Below are 16,969 nucleotides of genomic sequence, written 5' to 3'. Positions count from 1 at the left end.
CTCAAGCGCCGCCGCGGGACGCAGCGACGGTGCAACTGTGGTCCATCACGTCCTCGGCGCTGGCGCTCGGCGCCCGGTATGCCAGCAGGATGTAGCCCGGCTCGGGATCGCCCGGGGGCGTGGCGAGCGCCGCGAAGCTCGTCCGGTGCAGGTCCGGCCGGGCGCCCGGCAGGGTGTGCAGGGCCGCGAACGGGTTGAACTGCGCGGCCTCCGCCTCCGGCACGCGCAGGGCGTAGTACCGGTCGCCGGCCAGCGGCACCGGGAAGCGGCTCCAGGTGTGGCGCACCTGCCGGCCGTGCGCCCGGACGGCCTTGAGCACGCTCGGCTTCAGGCAGTCGAGGTGGATGTGGAGCTGGTCCTGGCTGCGGCCCCGGGCCGAGTTGACCGCGAGCCCGACCTCCGCGGGGGTGAGCTTCCCCTTCAGCACGTCCGACACGAGCGGCCGCGCCGCCAGGGCCGCCCGCCAGTAGGCGGCACCGCGCGGTCCCCGCAGGACCGGCGCCTCCAGGCCCGGCACGGTGTCGGTGGGCATGACGACGCTGTGGGTCGGCTCGCCGGGCGCGCGCAGGACCGCCGAGCCGGGACGGTCACCGTCCCCGAGATCGACCGACAGGCACGGGAAGGTCCGGTTGGCGAGCCGCTTGGCGAGCACGCAGGTCTTCAGGGCGGCCCACAGCACGTCGCGGCTCGGGTCCGGCGCGGCTTCGGCCGGTGCCGCTGCGGCCGACAGGGCCGCCACGAGGGCCACGACGAGGAGGGCGGCGGGCGGCGGGCGGCGCATGGGGTCTCTCACTGGGGCCGGCGCGTCCGGCCCGGCCTCACCGCGATAGCCGATCCGGGGCCGTGCCGGCAAAGGATCCGCGAGCCCTGACGCCGTGCCGGGAAACCCGCTATGCCGGCGGTCGCCGAGTCCCCGCAGAACGCCCGCCGGAATGCCGCGATGACGCCCACTCCCACGCCCACTCCCACGCCCACTCCCACGCTCACCCCCGACATCGCCGCGCGCTTCGCCGCCGTCGCCCTCGGCCATGTCGGCCGCGAATATCCGAACAAGCCGGGCCACGTCCTGGCCGGGCCGGCGGATGCCCGCACCCCCGCGGCCCTGCACCCGGCCTTTCACGGCAGCTACGACTGGCATTCCTGCGTCCACGGTACGTGGCTGCTGGCGCGGGTGCTGCGGCTGTTCCCGGACGGCCCGCAGGCCCCGGCGATCCGCGCCCGGCTCGACGCGCAGCTGACTCCCGCGACGGTGGCGGGGGAATGCGCCTACTTCGCCGCCCCGACCGCCCGGGGCTTCGAGCGGCCCTACGGCTGGGGCTGGCTGCTGAAGCTCGCCGACGCGCTCGCCGCGCTCCCCGAGCGCCGCTGGTCCGAGGCCCTGGCGCCGCTGGCCGCGGTGATCGTCCGGCGCTTCGCGGAGTTCCTGCCGGTGGCGTCCTACCCGGTGCGGGTCGGGACCCATTTCAACACCGCCTTCGCGCTGCGCCTGGCGGCCGATTACGCGGAGGGCGCGGGGGATGCCGGGCTGACCACTCTGCTGCACGACACCGCCGTCGGCTGGTACGGGGAGGACGCGGATTGCCCGGCCTGGGGCGAGCCCGGCGGCGACGACTTCCTCTCCTCGGCGCTGATCGAGGCGGAGTGCATGCGCCGGCTGCTGCCGCCCGCCCGCTTCGCGCCCTGGTTCGACCGGTTCCTGCCCGGTCTCGCGGCGTCCCGACCCGCGACCCTGTTCCGCCCCGCGGGCGTGACCGACTGCTCCGACGGGAAGATCGCCCATCTCGACGGGCTGAACCTCAGCCGCGCGTGGTGCTTCCGCGCGCTCGCCGCGTCCCTCGGCCCGGACGATCCCCGCCGGCCGCCGCTCCGCGCGGCCGCGGAGGCGCACCTCGCGGCCGGGCTCCCGCACGTCACCGGCGACTACATGGGCGAGCACTGGCTCGCGACCTTCGCGCTGCTGGCCCTCGAGGCCGGTGCCGAGACCGGTGCCGGGACCGTTGCTCTGGGCGAGGCCCAGGACGGCGGGAAGTAAATCTGAGAGATTCTTGAGAGCTGTCCGTCGCGGGCCATGTCGACGACTGCCCGGCGACTGACCGACGACAACAAAAAAAGGACCGCCCTCAGGAGAACGGTCCGGAAGTCTAGGGAGGAAACGCCCACGAGGGGCTGCAAGACAGCGACGCCGTCGCTGTCTTGCCTGCCGTCAACCCGATAGGGACGGCCTTGTTCCTGGCTCCGGCCCGCCGCGCGGCAGGGCCCGCCCGCCCGGGACCGCCGTGAGGCCGGCGGGGCGGCGCGGCTCGCCGGGGCCGAACTCGGCGCGGTAGGTCCGCTCCAGCGTCATGAGCCCCCGCAGGGGACCTTCGGCCAGATCGAGGAGCCGCGCGTCGCGCCAGCGCAGGGTGCGGCCGAGGCGGCGCCGGAACCAGCGCCCGCGCTCCTCCTCGACGAGCAGGACCAGCTTGCCGGTCCAGGTCCGGCGGAACCAGAAACGTCCGGTCAGCGTCATGGCGGTCGAGGCCCCGGTGGTGGATGGGGATAGACTACATCCGGATCTCGTCTGCGGGAAGATTTCCGGATGATGCGCCGATGAATTCTGGCGAAGACTGTTAATCGGAAGCGGGTTCCGGCCGTGCGCGGGCGTCCGGCTGCCCGCCCCGCCGCGCCGCCTCGGAGAGGACCTGGGCGAGCTGCTCGGCCGAGTAGGGCTTGCGCAGGAGGGCGAAACCGTGGGCGTCGTCCTCGGCCAGGACGTGGCTGTAGCCCGAGGTCAGCACCACCGGCAGGTCGGGGCGGCGGGTCCGGAGCTGCCGGGCGAGGGCGAAGCCGCCCATCCCCGGCATGACCACGTCGGAGAAGACCGCGTCGAACCGGTCCGGCGCCCGGTCGAGTTCGGCCAGCGCCTCCTCGGCGGATTTCGCCCAGACCGGCGCGTGGCCCAGATCCTCCAGGATCTGGGTGCAGAAGCGCCCGACCCCGAGATTGTCCTCCACGACGAGGATGCACAGGCCCCGCCGCGGCTCCGCCTCCGGGCGGGCCTCGCGGTCGGCCTCGGACGCCGCGGCGGGCGCGGCGACCTGCGGCAGGTAGAGCGAGAAGGTCGTGCCGTGGCCGAGCGCGCTCGCCACGTCGATGTCGCCGCCCGACTGCTTGGCGAAGCCGATGACCTGGCTGAGGCCGAGGCCGGTGCCCTTGCCGACCTCCTTTGTTGTGAAGAACGGCTCGAAGATCCGTCCCAGATCCGCGTCCGGGATGCCGGCGCCGGTATCGGAGACCCGCACGGCCACGAACGGTCCCTTCGCGCCGGCATGCCCGCGGATCGGCGGCATCGGGCTATCGCCCTCCAGCCGCAGGGTCAGGTTGCCTTCCCCGTCCATGGCGTCGCGGGCGTTGACCGCCATGTTGATCAGCGCGGTCTCGAACTGGCTCTGGTCGGCGCGCACGTAGCGGGGCGTCGCCGGCAGGTCGATGGCCACGCGGATGCGCGCGCCGGTGACCGAATCGAGCATGTCGGCGATGCTGCGCAGGCGCGCGCCGATGTCGAACACCTGGGGTTTCAGCGCCTGGCGCCGGGCGAAGGCGAGGAGCTGGCCGGTGAGCCTGGCCGCGCGGTCGACGGTGTCGGAGACGGCGTCGAGGTAGCGGCGCCGGCGCGTCTCGGCCAGGTCCGGCCGGCGCAGGAACTCCACGGACGACCGGATGATGGTCAGGAGGTTGTTGAAGTCGTGCGCCACCCCGCCGGTGAGCTGGCCGATGGCCTCGAGCTTCTGCGACTGGCGCAGCGCCTCCTCGGCCTGGCGCTGCTCGGTGATGTCGCGCCCGAAGCCGTAGAACAGCCCGTCCTCCGGAACGACGGTCCAGAGCACCCGCCGCCGGTCGCCGGCGCGGGTCAGGCAGGCCAGTTCGATATCCTCGACCCGGCTGTCCGCGCAGAGCGGGCGCAGCGCCGCCTCGGCCGCCGCGCGCTCGGTGGGGGCGAGGAAGTCCAGGGCCGGCCGGCCGACCGTCTCGGCCTCCGACCAGCCCAGCGCCCGGCTCCACGAGGGGTTCACCGACTGGACCCGCCCGGTCCGGTCCGAGACGAGCTTCAGCACCGGCGACAGCGTCCAGACCCGGTCGCGGTCGCGGGTCTGGGCGGCGACCTGCGCCTCCAGGTGCTCTGCCCGGGACTGGAGCAGGACCTCGTTCCGCTTCCGCTCGGAGACGTCGTGGGCGAAGACGTAGAACCCGTCGACGCGTCCGTCCGGGCCGCGGCGCGGGAGGTAGCGGGTGTCGGCGATCCGGGCCTGGCCGTTCGGGAAGGTCCAGGCCCATTCCTCGCGGACCTCCTGACCGGCGAGCGCCCGCTCGATGCCGGCGCGCCGGGCCTCGAACGCGCCGGGGCCGAGGAGGTCGCCGACGGTCCGCCCGACGACGGCGTCGGGCGCCTGGCCGGTCCAGGTCTCGTAGGCGGCGTTCGCGAACCGGTAGGTCAGGTCGCGGTCGATGAAGGCGATCAGGACCGGCATCGCGTCCGCGACCAGCCGGAGTTCCGCCTCCCGGGCCCGGAGCGCGTTCTCGCTCCGGCGGCGCTCGGTGATGTCGTTGAACAGGATCGCGACGCGGTTCCGCGCCGGCCCGTCCACCCGGTAGGCGTGCACGTCGTACCAGCGGCCCAGCGCCGCGGCGGCCTGCTCGAATCGGACCGGCTCGCCGGTCAGGGCGACCCGGCCGTAGAGGTCGAACCAGTGCTGCTCGAGGTCGGGGGCGAGGTCCCGCATCCGGCGGCCCACCGGGGCCCGCAGGCCGGTCTGCCGCTCGAAGGCGGGGTTGACCTCCAGGAAGCGGTAGTCGACGGGCCGGTCGCCGTCGGCGAACTCCACCTCGATCAGGCAGAAGCCGGCATCGATGAAGGTGAACAGCGAGCGGTAGCGCTCCTCGTTCCGGCGCAGGGCCGCCTCGGCGTTCCGGGATTCCAGCTGCGTCATCACCGTCCGGGCGAGCGCCTTCAGGATGAAGAGCTGCTGGTCGGTCAGCGTGCGCGGGATGCGGTCGAGGACGCAGAGCGTCCCGATGGCCCAGCCGTCCGGCGTCACCAGGGGCACGCCGGCGTAGAAGCGCAGGTGCGGGTCGCCGGTCACGAGGGGGTTGGCGGCGCTCTCCGGCTCCGCGGTCAGGTCGGGCAGCACGAGGGCGCCGTCCGCGCGCATGGCCTCGGTGCAGAAGCCGAACGCGAGCGGCATCGCCCGCGCGGCGTGGCCGAACGCGGCCTTGATCCACTGCCGGTCGGCGTCGACGAAGTTGATGTGGGCCATCGGCGTGCCGCAGGCCTGGGCGGCCATCTCGGCGATCTCGTCGAACGCGCGCTCGGGCGGCGTGTCGAGGATCGCGTAGGCGCGCAGGGCGGCGAGCCGCTGGGGATGCTGGGGCTCGAAACCCGACGGTCGGGATACTGTCTCGTTCGGCGACACGGAGCCGTCATAGCTCAAGCTTTCGCTTCCCCCTAGTGAAACTCTGCATCGCGCGTCCGGCGGCGGGACCAGGGCAAGCATTCCGCGATCGTTCAATACTAGACAGTCCCGCCGGATCATCGGTGGGGGTGCGATTTCACGCGCGCCGTTCAAGTCTTGCTGGTCCGGCCGACCGGGCTTCGGGCGCCCGCCGGGATCTCTTCCTGCCTCGCCCGTCGCGGGCCCCGCGAAGAGCTCGGGCGGGCCCCGCGCGGCGGCTGTGGATCGGATCGCCGCGGCCGGGAGCCCGCGGGGCCGGTGCGGCGTTGCCGGCTCACGAGGGATGGGTTCGGATCAGGCATGGCCAAGCGCAGGACGAAGGCGGGCGCCCGACAGGGGCTGGAGGACGCGCCGCTGATGCCCACCGGCGCCCTGGCGGTGGCGCTCCTGGCCTTCGCCGAGGGGCCCGGGCCGGTGGTGCACGTCGCCCGGGACGCCCGCCGCCTCGAGGACCTCGCCGCGACCCTGCAGGCACTCGATCCCGACGCGCGGGTCGCGGTCTATCCCGAGTGGGACTGCCTGCCCTTCGACCACGCCTCGCCGTCGCGGGCCACGATGGGTGCCCGGGCCGCCGTGATGCGCTGGCTGACCGACCGGGACGCGCTGCCGGACTTCGTGCTGACGACCGCCCCCGCCCTCGTGCAGCGCGTGCCGCCGCCGGAGACCTGGGCGTCGGCCCGCGTGACCCTGCGGGTCGGCAATCCCCTCGACGTCGAGGCCGCGACCGCAGACCTCAAGCGCCTCGGCTACATCCTCGACGAGCGGGTCGACGAGCCCGGCGAGATCGCCGTCCGCGGGCGCACCGTGGAGGTGTTCCCCGCCGCCGCGCCGCTTCCCTGCCGGATCGAGCACGCGGCGGGCCGCGTCACCGCGATCCGCTCCTACGACCCGATCTCGCAGCGCTCGGTGGCGGAGGCCGACGAACTCGTCATCGACCCGGCCACCGAGATCGTCCTGGAGCCCGGCTCCGGCCAGAGCTTCGAGCCGTTCACCGGCCAGGAGCACCGCCTGGACCGCTACTACCCGCGCCTCGTCACGCTCCTCGACTACGTGCCCGAAGCGCGCCTCGCGGTCGAGGACGGCACGCAGGCCCGGATCGACGCCTTCTTCGAGCAGATGGACGAGGCCCGGGGCCGGCTGAAGACCCGCGACGCGCCGGCGGGGCCCGGCACCGGCCTCTACCTGACGCCGGAGGCGTGGCGCGCCGTTGTGGCGGATCGCGGCCGGCTCGCCGCCACCGATGCGGCCGGCGAACCCCGCGCCATGCCGCGCTTCGCCGGGGAGCGCCGGCCCGGCACGGCCTTCGCCAAGGTCCTGCGCGCCCGTCTGAAGGCCGGCGACGTCGTCGTGCTCGCCGGCTCGGTCCGGCCGCTCCGACGCCTCGTGCGCCAGGCGGGCAAGATCGCCGAGCGCCCGATCCGCCTGATCGACGCCTGGGCCGACGTCGCCGAGGCGGCGCCCGGCGACGTCCTCGCCCTGGAGGCCCCGCTGGCGGCCGGCTTCCGGGTGCCCGAGCAGGGCGCCACCGTGATCGCGGCGGCCGACCTGTTCGGCCCGGAGGCCGCCGTGACCGGGGCCGCCCGTGCGATCCTGCCGATGGGCGAGGTCGACCTGCGCCCCGGCGACGTGGCGGTCGACCGGGACCACGGCCTGTGCGTGTTCGAGGGGCTGGAGCCGGTCTCCGCGCCGGGTGCCGCGCAGGACGGGGAGCCCTCCGAGGCCCTGCGCCTGCGCTTCGCCGGCGACGCGATCCTGATGGTGCCGGTCACGCAGGCCGACCGGATCTGGCGCTACGGGTCGGAGCCCGACGCCGTCACCCTGGACAAGCTCGACGGCGGCACGTGGCCGCGGCGCCGCCTGGAGGCCGAGGCCACCATGGCGCGGACCGCCCGCCTGATGCTGGAGGCCGCCCGGGCCCGCCGGGAGACCGAGGCGCCGGTCCTGGCGCCGCCGGCCCGCGAGATGGAGCGGTTCGCCGCCGGCTTCGGCTTCGCGCCGACCCCCGATCAGGCGGCGGCGGTCGACGCGCTGATGGCCGACCTCGCCTCCGGCCGGCCGATGGACCGCTTGGTCTGCGGCGATGTCGGCTTCGGCAAGACCGAGGTGGCGCTCCGGGCCCTCGCGGCCGCGATCTTCTCCGGCCGGCAGGCGGCGCTGATCGCCCCCACCACCGTGCTGGCGCGCCAGCACGCCGAGACGCTGCGCCGCCGCTTCGGCCGGTTCGGCGTCGAGGTGGCGCAGCTCTCGCGCCTAGTGGCGCCGGCCGAGGCCAAGCGCGTCAAGGCGGGGCTCGCCGACGGCTCGATCCGGCTGGTGGTCGGCACCCACGCGCTCGCCGGCAGCGGGGTGGCGTTCGCGGATCTCGGCCTAACCGTGATCGACGAGGAGCAGCGCTTCGGCGCGAAGATGAAGGCCGACCTGCGCCGCCTCGCGGATGGCGGCCACGTGCTGACGCTCACCGCGACGCCGATCCCCCGCACCCTCCAGGCGGCCCTCGTCGGCCTCCAGAGTCTCAGCGTGCTCGCCACGCCGCCGGCTCTGCGCCAGCCGGTCCGGACCGTGGTGGCGCCCTTCGACGCCGAGGCGGTCCGCGAGGCCCTCGTCCGCGAGCACCGCCGGGGCGGCCAGAGCTTCGTGGTCTGCCCGCGGATCGAGGACATCGGCCCAATGGCCGAGCGCCTGCGCGCCCTCGTGCCGGGCCTCGACATCCTGGTGGCGCACGGGGACCTCAAGCCCTCCGCCATGGACGAGGTCATGGTCCGGTTCGCGGAGGGCGACGGCGACGTCCTGCTCGCCACCGCGATCGTGGAGAGCGGCCTCGACGTGCCGCGGGCCAACACCATGCTGGTCTGGGAGGCCGCCCGGTTCGGGCTGGCGCAGCTCCACCAGCTCCGGGGCCGCGTCGGCCGCGGCCAGCGCCGCGGCACCGTCCACCTGCTCAGCGACCCGGCCGCGCCCCCGCCGGCGGCGGCGCTGCAGCGCCTGCGCGCCCTGGAGGCCCTCGACCGCCTCGGCGCCGGCTTCGCGGTCAGCGCCCGGGACCTCGACCTGCGCGGCGCCGGCGACCTCGTCGGCGAGGATCAGGCGGGGCACGCCAAGCTCGTCGGGCTCGGCCTCTACCAGCACCTGCTGCAGCTGGCGCTCACCGCCGCCAAGGGCGAGCGCGCCGAGGACTGGAGCCCCGAGATCGAGCTCGGCCTGCCGAGCCGGATCCCCGAGGACTACGTTCCGGAGCCCGAGATCCGCCTCAGCCTCTACACGCGCCTGCTGCGCCTCCGCGAGCCCGAAGCGATCGAGGCACTCGCCGGCGAGGTCGAGGACCGGTTCGGCGCAGCCCCCGCGCCGGTGCTCGCGCTGTTCGACCTCGCGCGGCTGCGCGCGTCCTGCTGCGCGCTGGGCGTCGCCCGGCTCCGGGGCGGGCCGCAGGGCGTCGCGGCCGACCTGCGGCCCGACCGGCCGCTGACCGCGATGGCCGCCGAGGCGGGGATCGCGCTGCGCGACGGGCGGGTGGTGTGGAAGCGGCCCTGCCCGGATTCCGCCGCCTGCGCGGCGCTCGCGACCGACCTCTTGGAGCGGATCCGCGCCGCCCGGGAACGTGAGGCCTGAGCAAAGGCCTGAGCGCGCCAGTCGAGCGTGATGCCGATCTGCGGTTGATCTTGCATCGACCGCTTCAAACCGTCACAGGCTGTCGCGCCAACAACGCGAAGGGGAGTGACCCATGCACGTGACGATCGAGCAGGCCGAGAAGGCGATCGCGGCCGCCCGCGCCAAGGCCGTGGAGCTCGGCACCCAGATGTGCATCGCGGTGGTCGATTCCGGCGGGAACCTCAAGGCGTTCCACCGCATGGACGATGCCTGGGTCGGGTCGATCGACATCGCCCAGAAGAAGGCCAAGACCTCGGTGTTCTTCGGCATGATGACCGGCCAGATCGGCCAGCTGTCGCAGCCGGGCGGGCCGCTCTACGGGATCGAGCACTCCAACGACGGGCTGATCACCTTCCCGGGCGGGATCCCGATCGTCGACGCCGACGGCGTCATGTCGGGCGCCATCGGGGTCAGCGGCTCGACGGTCGAGAACGACCACACCGTCGCGGAGGCCGGCGCCAAGGCCATCGGCCGGACCGAGCTGCCGGCCCATCCCTGGCGGACCTGAGCCGCCGGGGCTATTCCCGAGAGCTCTTCCCAGGGCCTCTTCCCGGGGCGCGCGTCAGGGGTCGCGCCGCGCCAGCGCGCGGCCGATCCCGTGGAGCAGCATCCCCGAGACCGAGCGGAGATAGGGGTCGCCGTGGCGCTCCAGCGCCGCGTGGATCTGGATGCCGTGGTCGGCCGCGGTGTTCAGGTCCGCCCCGTCGGTGGTGCCGTGCGTGACGCCGTTCATAGGGCTGTTCACGGCTCCGTTCATGGCCCCGGACTGGATCCCGTGCCGGTAGAGGTCCGTGACGTCGATGTAGGCGCCGCGCCCGCGCAGCAGGCCGTCCGAATCGGGCGTTAGGCAGCCGCGGTTGAGGATCCAGCGGATCTCGCCCGCCCCGGTCACGACGCGGAACTCGAGGGAGACCGGGCCGCCGGTCTGGCGGACGTGGCGGATCCGGCCGAACACCCAGTCCCGGTCGGCCGGGTGGATCCGGCCGAGGGCCGCGTCCAGCGGCAGCGGCGTCCCGGCGAGCCCCGGATCCCCCGCCATCAGCGAGGCCGCGCCCGAATCCAGCATCGACCGGCCGGCCCGGACATCCGTGTCCCAGATCCCGATGAATCCGGCGGCCTGCAGGGCCGAGGCTGTCGTGGAAGCCAGCACCATGGAATCCCCTCCGAACTGGCTACAATCGACGATTGTACGATGGCGGACAGACTAATCCGCAACACATGCTGTCCGCGAGCCCGAAGTCCAGTATCGGCTGCGCGAACGGCTTTTGACACGGCGTCGCGGCCCCCCGCCACCGGGTTGCATTGCGGATGATCAAGACTTCGGTTCCGGACAATCCCGTTCTCGACAATGCGGGGCCGCTCCGGTGCGGCGCAAAGACCGGATTCACAGCGCCGCCGCGCGGACAGTTCGATCACAAATGATCGGTAGACGCCGCGATCCGGCGGAAATCCGCACTTCGGCCCGTGGATCGCTCCACCGCCGGGCGCCGTCGGGCGCCGCCGGCCCGCGAAGCCCGTGGCTCGCGCCGGGCCCGCCCTGGTGCGGGTTGCCGCTGCGCCGTAACCTGCACCTTCCGGTAGGCATCCCGCCGGGAGGCCAGCAGCAGAGACGCCATGGACCGCACGGTGAACCGCACCAACCTCCCGCTCTCGCGGGAGCGGCTCTGGGACAGCCTGATGGAGCTCGCCCGGATCGGCGCGCTGCCCAACGGCGGCAACGACCGGCAGGCCCTGACCGACCGCGACGCCGAGGGGCGCGCCCTGTTCCAGCGCTGGGGCGAGGCGGCGGGGCTGACGCTCACCGTGGACCGGGTCGGCACCATGGTCTTCCACCGGCCCGGGCGCGATCCGGGCCGGAAGCCGGTCGCCGTCGGCAGCCACCTCGACACCCAGCCCACCGGGGGCAAGTTCGACGGGCCGCTGGGCGTCCTCGCCGGGCTGGAGATCATGCGCGCCCTGCAGGAGGCCGGGATCGAGACCGAGGCGCCGCTCCTGCTGATCAACTGGTGCAACGAGGAGGGCGCGCGCTTCGCGCCGCCGATGAGCGGCAGCGGCGTCGCCATGGGCATCGTCCCGGAGGCCGACATCCTGGCGACCCGGGACCTCGCGGGCCACGCCTTCGGCGACGAGCTGCGGCGCATCGGCTGGCAGGGCGCGGCGGACCCGGCCGCCCTGCGGGAGATCGGCGCCTATTTCGAGCTCCACATCGAGCAGGGCAAGCGCCTGGAGGAGGCCGGGCTCACCGTCGGGGTGGTCGACCGGGCGCTCGCCCAGATCTGGTACGAGATCACCGTGCTGGGCGAGGAGGCCCATGCCGGCAGCCCCATGGCGGGCCGGCGCGACGCGATGATGGCCGCGGCGGCGCTGATCGCGTCGCTCGAGGGCATCGCGGAGGCGGCGGTCGGCGCCGGCGGCGAGCGCGGCCGCGCCACCGTCGGCGTGCTGCGGGCGGAGCCGGCGAGCCGCAACATCACGCCCGGCCGGGTCTGGTTCAGCCTCGACACCCGCCACGGCGACACCGCGCAGCTGGAGGCGATGGGGGCGCGGATCCGGGCCCGGGCCGACGCCCTGGCGGCGGAGCGCGGCGTCACCGTCCAGGTCGCGGAGTTCTGGCGCGCCCCCCCGACCCCGTTCGACCCGGTCCTGGTGGACCGCGTCCAGGCGGCGGCCGAGGCGCGGGGCCATGCCTGGACGCGGATGCCGACCGCGATCTACCACGACGCCGTCTACTGCGCCCGCGCGGTGCCGGCGGCCCTGGTGTTCTGCCCCTGCCACGGCGGGATCAGCCACAACGAGGCCGAGAGCATCACGCCGGCCTGGGCCGGGGCCGGCCTGGAGGTTCTGGCCGACGCCGTGCTGGCGACGGCGGGCCTCGCCGGCCCCCGGACCGGGCCGGAATGAGCCGCGCCGCCGGCCGCGCACGAACGGAGACCGGGTTCCCGCATGTCCGACGACAACGTCATCCGCCCCGCCTTCGGCGTCCCCCGCAACCCGGCGCCGGAGCCCGATCCGGCCCAGGCGCCCCTGCGCGTCTTCGGCACGGGGGCCGGCCACCGGGTCGGCCTGATCCACGACCCGTCGGCGGTCGAGGGCGACGTCATCCGCATCGTGGTCGGGCCCGAGGACGAGCCGGGGGTCGAGACCGTGGCGCTGCTCCCCGCCGACGCGGAGGCCGAGGCCGAGCGGATCGGCTTCGCCATCCTGCGGGCGCTGGAGGTGGTCGAGGGCGCGGTCTGAGCCGCGCGCTGGATTCGCCGGCTGAACCGCGGCCTGCGCCGCGGTCTGGACCGCGGAGCGGGCGGTGCGCGTTCTCGGAAAGCGGGAGCGGCCGGCGCGAACGGTCGCCGGATCGCCGGGAGGGACGGATGACGGGCGCTCGGATCAGCAGCACGGAGATCGCGATCCCCGCGCGGGCCGGACTGGTCTGGTCCGTGTTAACGGACCTCGATTCCTACCCGGCCTGGAACCCGTACATCCGCAAGGCCGAGGGCCGCCTGCGCGAGGGCGCGCGCTGGCGCCTGGAGCGGACCCTGAACGGCCGCGCCTACCGGGCGCGCCAAGTGACGGTGACCTGCTGGGAGCCCGGCCGGCGGCTCACGTGGCGCGGCGGCATCCCGACGCCGCCCCTGCTCATCGGCGAGCACGAGATCCGGATCACCGAGACCGCCGACGGCGTCCGCCTCGTCCAGGCCGAGACCGTCGCGGGCCTGCTCGCCCCCGGCCTGTTCCCGTGGCTGCGGACGCGCATGCAGGCCCGGTTCGCCGCGATGAACGAGGCCCTGCGCGAGGAGGTCGCGCGCCGGCTGGCCGAGAACGCCTGAGGGCCGGTCTCGGCCGTTCCGGACCGCTCCGGGCCGACGCGGTCAGGCGACCGGCTTCGGCTTGACGATCGGCGAGCGGGTCAGGCTCTCGATCGCGCGCCCCGGCCGCCCGGCCTTGCGGGCGATCTCCTCCTCCTGCTCGGCGATGAGCTGCCGGGCAGGCTCGTCGCCGTCGAGGCCGCCGAGGATCTCGGCCGGCACGCGCCGGTTCGAGGCCCGGGACCCGTCCGCGAAGACGATATCGAACAGAACGGAGCCCCGCTCCTGCGGTCTCGACTTGATGCGCTTGGCCATAGGTGCTGATACGCCGCCGGAATCGGTCGCGGCAAGGCGCGGTGCCGGGCGGGGGTGCGCGGCGCGCACGGACGGGCCCGCGCGCCGCCCCGCTCCCGCCGCGATCCCTCCGCCGCCCGCATGACAGGGCGCCGGCAAACGAGGACGCGCGCGTGATACCCTGGGTTCATCTCGATACCGGATCCGTGCCCGGCGGCGGCACCGACCTGCGCCTGATGCGGCGCGGCGACGAGTTCGCCATCATGGCCGACACGATCGAGCTGATGAACAACCGGCGCAGCGGCTCGGAAGTGGCGCTCGCGGCGATGACCTGCGCGCGGCTCCAGGACCGGCCCCGCGCCCGGGTCCTGATCGGCGGCCTCGGCATGGGCTTCACCCTGCGGGCGGCGCTCGAGGGCCTCGGGCCGCAGGCGCAGGTGGTGGTCGCCGAGCTGGTGCCCGCCGTGGTCGCCTGGGCCCGGGGGCCGCTCGCCCACGTCTTCGCCGGCTGCCTGGACGATCCGCGGGTCGACCTGCAGGAGGCCGACGTCAACCGCCTGATCCAGGCCGGACCGGAGCGCTACGACGCGATCCTGCTCGACGTCGACAACGGCCCGGAGGGGCTGATGCGCAAGGCGAACGACCGGCTCTACGACAATTGGGGGCTGAAGCGCGCCCGCTGGGCCCTGCGGCCGGGCGGTATCCTGGGCGTCTGGTCGGGCGCCCCGGACCGGAAGTTCAAGAGCCGCCTGCAGCGCTCCGGCTTCGCGGTCGACGAGCAGCGCGTCCACGCGAGCGGCCGGGGCAGCGGCCCGAAGCACGTGGTCTGGCTCGGGACCCGGACCGAGGGGCGGGTCGAGGGCCCGGGTCAGAGCGACGGGAGGCCGGGCGACGACCGGGCGGCGGGCGGCCCGAGACCGCGCGGACCGGCCCAGGGCCGGCGCCGGCCGGGACGCTAGGGCGGCTTCAGCGCGGGCTGCGGCGGTCCGGAGGACGGGGCTGCCGCGCACGGTCGCACCCCCTGTCCCGGCGCCGGACGCCTCCGCACATTCCCGGCATGGGTGCGACGGGCGGGCATCTCTACACGGTCGAGGTCAGGCCGAGCCGGCATGATCCCGGTCACTTCACCTGGGCGATCCGCGACCGCGGCAAGCTGGTCCGGGGGTCGTACCGCCCGCACACCTCCGAGCACGCGGCGCGCGCCGTCGCGGAAGCCGAGGTCGAGCGCCTGATCGACCAGGACGGCCGGTCCGGCGGCGCCTAGACCCGCCGCGCGGGGCGATTTCAGGTCCGCCCGAAGAGCATCGCGTCCCAAGATCCCGGCCCGCTCGTGGGCCGGCGCGGCGCCATGCGAAACTCGCATGGGTGTGCAGTCTGAACCGGGTACATATGCATGCCTCCGCGGCGCTCGATCCATTGCATGCCGCAATGCGGTATCCTATCTTTGCACTGCGGGATGGCGATGGCGTCGCGATCCCGCTGCCCTTCTTGGGCGTTTCCTCCCTAGACTTCGGGCCGCTCCTTCGGGAGTGGCCTTTTTTCTTTCCGCCGGCCGACCCGCCGCGCGGACCGCGCCCCGACGTCTCGACCGCGCGGAACCCGGAGCTTGGCGGTACGTTTTTCCGCCATGGAACACTATCGCTCCACACTTGGGACGACTGCCGTTGCCGTATTCGGGCTGGTGGCGGCCGCGCATATTCTGCATCCGGGCAATTACGAGGTGCAGACGCGTCCCGCGCGTCCTGCCGTGACGGACGCCGCGCCGGTCTCGAAGCCGGCCGCCGCACCGGTCTCGCGGAGCGCCTGGGTCGACCCGCCGGCCAAGCTCGCCGCGCCGGAGACCACGGGTGCCCTGGCAGCCGCCCCGGCGCCGCGGGTCGCGGCGACGGTCCCGGACACTGCGATGCCGGCTGCCCCGCTCCCCGCCGAGATGGCGCGCCCGGCCGGGCCGCCGCGCAGGACCGCGGCGCACCGCGCGAAGGGGACGGAGCGCGGCGTCCACCGGGCGGCCCGCCTCCGCCACGCCGCCCTCGTCCGCACCGCCGAATCCGACCGGCCGACCGTCACCGCCGCGGCGCCGCAGCCCGCGCCGGCGGCCGCACCGTCGCAGAAGATCGATCCCATCGGCGACATCATCCGCGGTCTAGGATTCGGCCGCGACGGCTGAGGGCTCCCGGATCCCTACTCGACGTGGAGGGTGAGCTTCATCTTCGGATGAATGCCGCACTGGATGACGAAATCGCCCGGCTCGGCCAGGGTCAATCGCGTCTCGGTGCCGGGCTCCTGAGTGCCGGCGTCGAACGAGAACCGGTCCGCCTCGATGAAGGCGTGGTGGGTCAGGCGCGCGTCGCCGTTGCGCAGGGCGATGGTGTCGCCGCGGCGCAGGTACAGGTCGGTCGGCATGTACCGGCCCGCCTTCTGCAGCACGATCCGCGTCGTGGCCGGCAGCGAGGCCCGGGCCGTCCCGAGACCGATGGTTGTCCCGATCAGCGCCAGGATCCCGGCGAACACGAGGGCGCGCAGGCACCGGCTGCGGAGGGACATGACCGAGATCCAGACGTGACGCGCTGCGGGCCGGACCCTCGGGGCCCTGGCCGTGCGGCCGAGCTTGCCGCCGCGTCGCAGCATGCGCGCAGCCTCTCAACCGGGGGCTACGATATCCGGTAAAAATTTATCAAGTTGGGCCGCTGTATAGCGCATATACAGATAAAGAAATCTATTTATCTGTATTCGCCGTCTGATCCCGCGCTGTCGCGGGGGCATCCACGCGAGGCCAGGACGGTCCGGACATGCTCGCGGAAGACCTGGACGCGGGCCGGCAGCTCGCGCCCGGCCAGGGTGACGGCGCGCAAGGTGCTGCTGCGGGTCGCCCAGGGCCCGAGCACGCGCACGATCTGCCCGGCCTCCACGGCCCGGGCGGCCACGAGGCTTGGGAGATGGCCGATCCCGGCGCCCGCGAGGGTGAGGCGGAGCGCGGTCGCGAAGTCGCTGACCCGGATCGCCGGGCTCAGCGAGAGCGGCTCCGTGCGGCCCTGCCCGTCGGAGAGGGTGAGCCCGGCCGTGCCGATCCGTTCCCGGGCGAGGATAAGGTCGTGGTCGCGCAGGCCCGCGAGGTCCGTCGGGGCCGGGCGGCGCTCCAGGTAGGCGGGGGCGGCGTAGAGGGCGAGCGCCAGGGTCGCGAGGACCATCGCGCGGTAGCCGGTCTCCTCCGCGCCGCCCAGCCGCAGGGCGAGGTCGATCCGGTTGGCCGCGAGGTCGAGGCGCGCGTCGGTGTTGAGCATCTCCACGGTGATCTGCGGGTAGGCGGCCCGGAAGCTCGCGACGATCTCGGGCATCACCTCGATCCCGAAATCGATCGAGGTCGTGATCCGCAGGTGCCCGGCCGGCACCGTGCGGGCGTCGCGGGCGGTCTCGGTCGCCTCGTCGAGGAGCGTCAGGCTCTCCTGGGCCTTGGCGTAGAAGGCGAGGCCCTCGGCGGTCGGCGAGACCGCCCGGGAGGTCCGGGCCATCAGCCGGACGCCCAGAGCCCGCTCCAGGCGGGAGATCCGACGGCTGACGCTGCCCTTGGTCTCCTGCAGCGTCGCGGCCGCGGCCGTCACCGTGCCGAGATCCACGACGGCGCAGAAGGCCCGCACGTCGTCGAGCCCGCCCCGGAAGGTTTCCGTTCTCGCAACCATGCGGTGCCGGATAGCAGGCTCAACCGGTGCCGTGAACGGGTCTACACGGCGGCTGCGGCGCAGC

16 protein-coding genes are annotated in these 16,969 nt (G+C 74.2%); 9 read left to right on the top strand and 7 right to left on the bottom strand.

What is annotated here, in order from left to right; translation table 11 throughout:
* Position 1: 1 nt before the first annotated feature.
* A complete protein-coding gene (locus tag H288_RS0117950) occupies positions 2-781 on the bottom strand; it encodes a CDP-diacylglycerol diphosphatase (protein ID WP_020093965.1) in 780 nt (259 codons plus the stop codon).
* Positions 782-940: 159 nt separating this feature from the next.
* Between H288_RS0117950 and H288_RS32475 the strand changes: the two genes are divergently transcribed.
* On the top strand, positions 941-2,032 hold the full coding sequence (locus tag H288_RS32475) for a DUF2891 domain-containing protein (RefSeq protein ID WP_051123759.1): 1,092 nt from the start codon (positions 941-943) through the stop codon (positions 2,030-2,032).
* Positions 2,033-2,203: 171 nt separating this feature from the next.
* Here the strand turns inward: H288_RS32475 and H288_RS0117940 are convergent, their stop codons facing one another.
* Both H288_RS0117940 and H288_RS0117935 read right to left on the bottom strand, forming a co-directional pair.
* The gene (locus H288_RS0117940) at positions 2,204-2,509 is read right to left on the bottom strand and encodes a hypothetical protein (RefSeq protein ID WP_020093963.1); all 306 of its coding nucleotides are present in this window, start codon (positions 2,507-2,509) and stop codon (positions 2,204-2,206) included.
* Between the two features lie 100 nt (positions 2,510-2,609).
* Positions 2,610-5,468, bottom strand: coding sequence for a PAS domain-containing protein (locus H288_RS0117935; RefSeq protein ID WP_020093962.1), 2,859 nt, complete (start codon positions 5,466-5,468; stop codon positions 2,610-2,612).
* 321 nt (positions 5,469-5,789) lie between these two features.
* Between H288_RS0117935 and H288_RS0117930 the strand changes: the two genes are divergently transcribed.
* On the top strand, positions 5,790-9,095 hold the full coding sequence (locus tag H288_RS0117930; protein WP_020093961.1) for a DEAD/DEAH box helicase: 3,306 nt from the start codon (positions 5,790-5,792) through the stop codon (positions 9,093-9,095).
* A 112-nt stretch (positions 9,096-9,207) separates the two neighbouring features.
* The gene (locus H288_RS0117925) at positions 9,208-9,642 is read left to right on the top strand and encodes a heme-binding protein (RefSeq protein WP_020093960.1); all 435 of its coding nucleotides are present in this window, start codon (positions 9,208-9,210) and stop codon (positions 9,640-9,642) included.
* A gap of 54 nt (positions 9,643-9,696) precedes the next feature.
* Here H288_RS0117925 and H288_RS0117920 read toward each other — a convergent pair whose 3' ends face one another.
* The gene (locus H288_RS0117920; RefSeq protein ID WP_020093959.1) at positions 9,697-10,287 is read right to left on the bottom strand and encodes a PAS domain-containing protein; all 591 of its coding nucleotides are present in this window, start codon (positions 10,285-10,287) and stop codon (positions 9,697-9,699) included.
* 461 nt (positions 10,288-10,748) lie between these two features.
* On the opposite strand from H288_RS0117920, the gene H288_RS0117915 reads away from it, so the two are divergent.
* The 3 genes from H288_RS0117915 (at position 10,749) to H288_RS0117905 (ending at position 12,955) form a co-directional block, all read left to right on the top strand.
* Positions 10,749-12,035 (top strand): Zn-dependent hydrolase, encoded by a 1,287-nt coding sequence (locus tag H288_RS0117915; protein ID WP_020093958.1) that lies wholly within the window; start codon positions 10,749-10,751, stop codon positions 12,033-12,035.
* A 42-nt stretch (positions 12,036-12,077) separates the two neighbouring features.
* Positions 12,078-12,371, top strand: coding sequence for a hypothetical protein (locus H288_RS0117910; protein WP_020093957.1), 294 nt, complete (start codon positions 12,078-12,080; stop codon positions 12,369-12,371).
* A gap of 128 nt (positions 12,372-12,499) precedes the next feature.
* Complete coding sequence (locus H288_RS0117905; protein ID WP_020093956.1) at positions 12,500-12,955, top strand: SRPBCC domain-containing protein; 456 nt, start codon at positions 12,500-12,502, stop codon at positions 12,953-12,955.
* A gap of 42 nt (positions 12,956-12,997) precedes the next feature.
* Here H288_RS0117905 and H288_RS0117900 read toward each other — a convergent pair whose 3' ends face one another.
* Positions 12,998-13,249, bottom strand: a complete 252-nt coding sequence (locus H288_RS0117900; protein ID WP_020093955.1) for a hypothetical protein — start codon at positions 13,247-13,249, stop codon at positions 12,998-13,000.
* Between the two features lie 152 nt (positions 13,250-13,401).
* Here H288_RS0117900 and H288_RS0117895 point away from each other — a divergent pair, with 152 nt between their 5' ends.
* The 3 genes from H288_RS0117895 to H288_RS0117885 all read left to right on the top strand — a co-directional run bounded on the left by H288_RS0117895 (position 13,402) and on the right by H288_RS0117885 (position 15,395).
* Positions 13,402-14,187, top strand: coding sequence for a hypothetical protein (locus H288_RS0117895; protein WP_026605050.1), 786 nt, complete (start codon positions 13,402-13,404; stop codon positions 14,185-14,187).
* 98 nt (positions 14,188-14,285) lie between these two features.
* Positions 14,286-14,492: a hypothetical protein gene (locus tag H288_RS0117890; protein ID WP_020093953.1), complete on the top strand. Its 207-nt coding sequence runs from the start codon at positions 14,286-14,288 to the stop codon at positions 14,490-14,492.
* A 483-nt stretch (positions 14,493-14,975) separates the two neighbouring features.
* Complete coding sequence (locus H288_RS0117885; RefSeq protein ID WP_234081627.1) at positions 14,976-15,395, top strand: hypothetical protein; 420 nt, start codon at positions 14,976-14,978, stop codon at positions 15,393-15,395.
* 14 nt (positions 15,396-15,409) lie between these two features.
* Here H288_RS0117885 and H288_RS0117880 read toward each other — a convergent pair whose 3' ends face one another.
* Entirely contained in the window at positions 15,410-15,772 is a 363-nt protein-coding gene (locus H288_RS0117880; protein ID WP_042670121.1) for a hypothetical protein, read from the bottom strand.
* A 176-nt stretch (positions 15,773-15,948) separates the two neighbouring features.
* Positions 15,949-16,905 carry a LysR family transcriptional regulator gene (locus H288_RS0117875; RefSeq protein ID WP_026605047.1) on the bottom strand — a complete coding sequence of 319 codons (957 nt, stop codon included), beginning with the start codon at positions 16,903-16,905 and terminating at the stop codon, positions 15,949-15,951.
* Positions 16,906-16,969 lie beyond the last annotated feature (64 nt).

The organism is Methylobacterium sp. 285MFTsu5.1, assembly GCF_000383455.1.
Lineage (GTDB): Bacteria > Pseudomonadota > Alphaproteobacteria > Rhizobiales > Beijerinckiaceae > Methylobacterium.
This window is presented reverse-complemented; position numbering and strand designations above follow the sequence as displayed.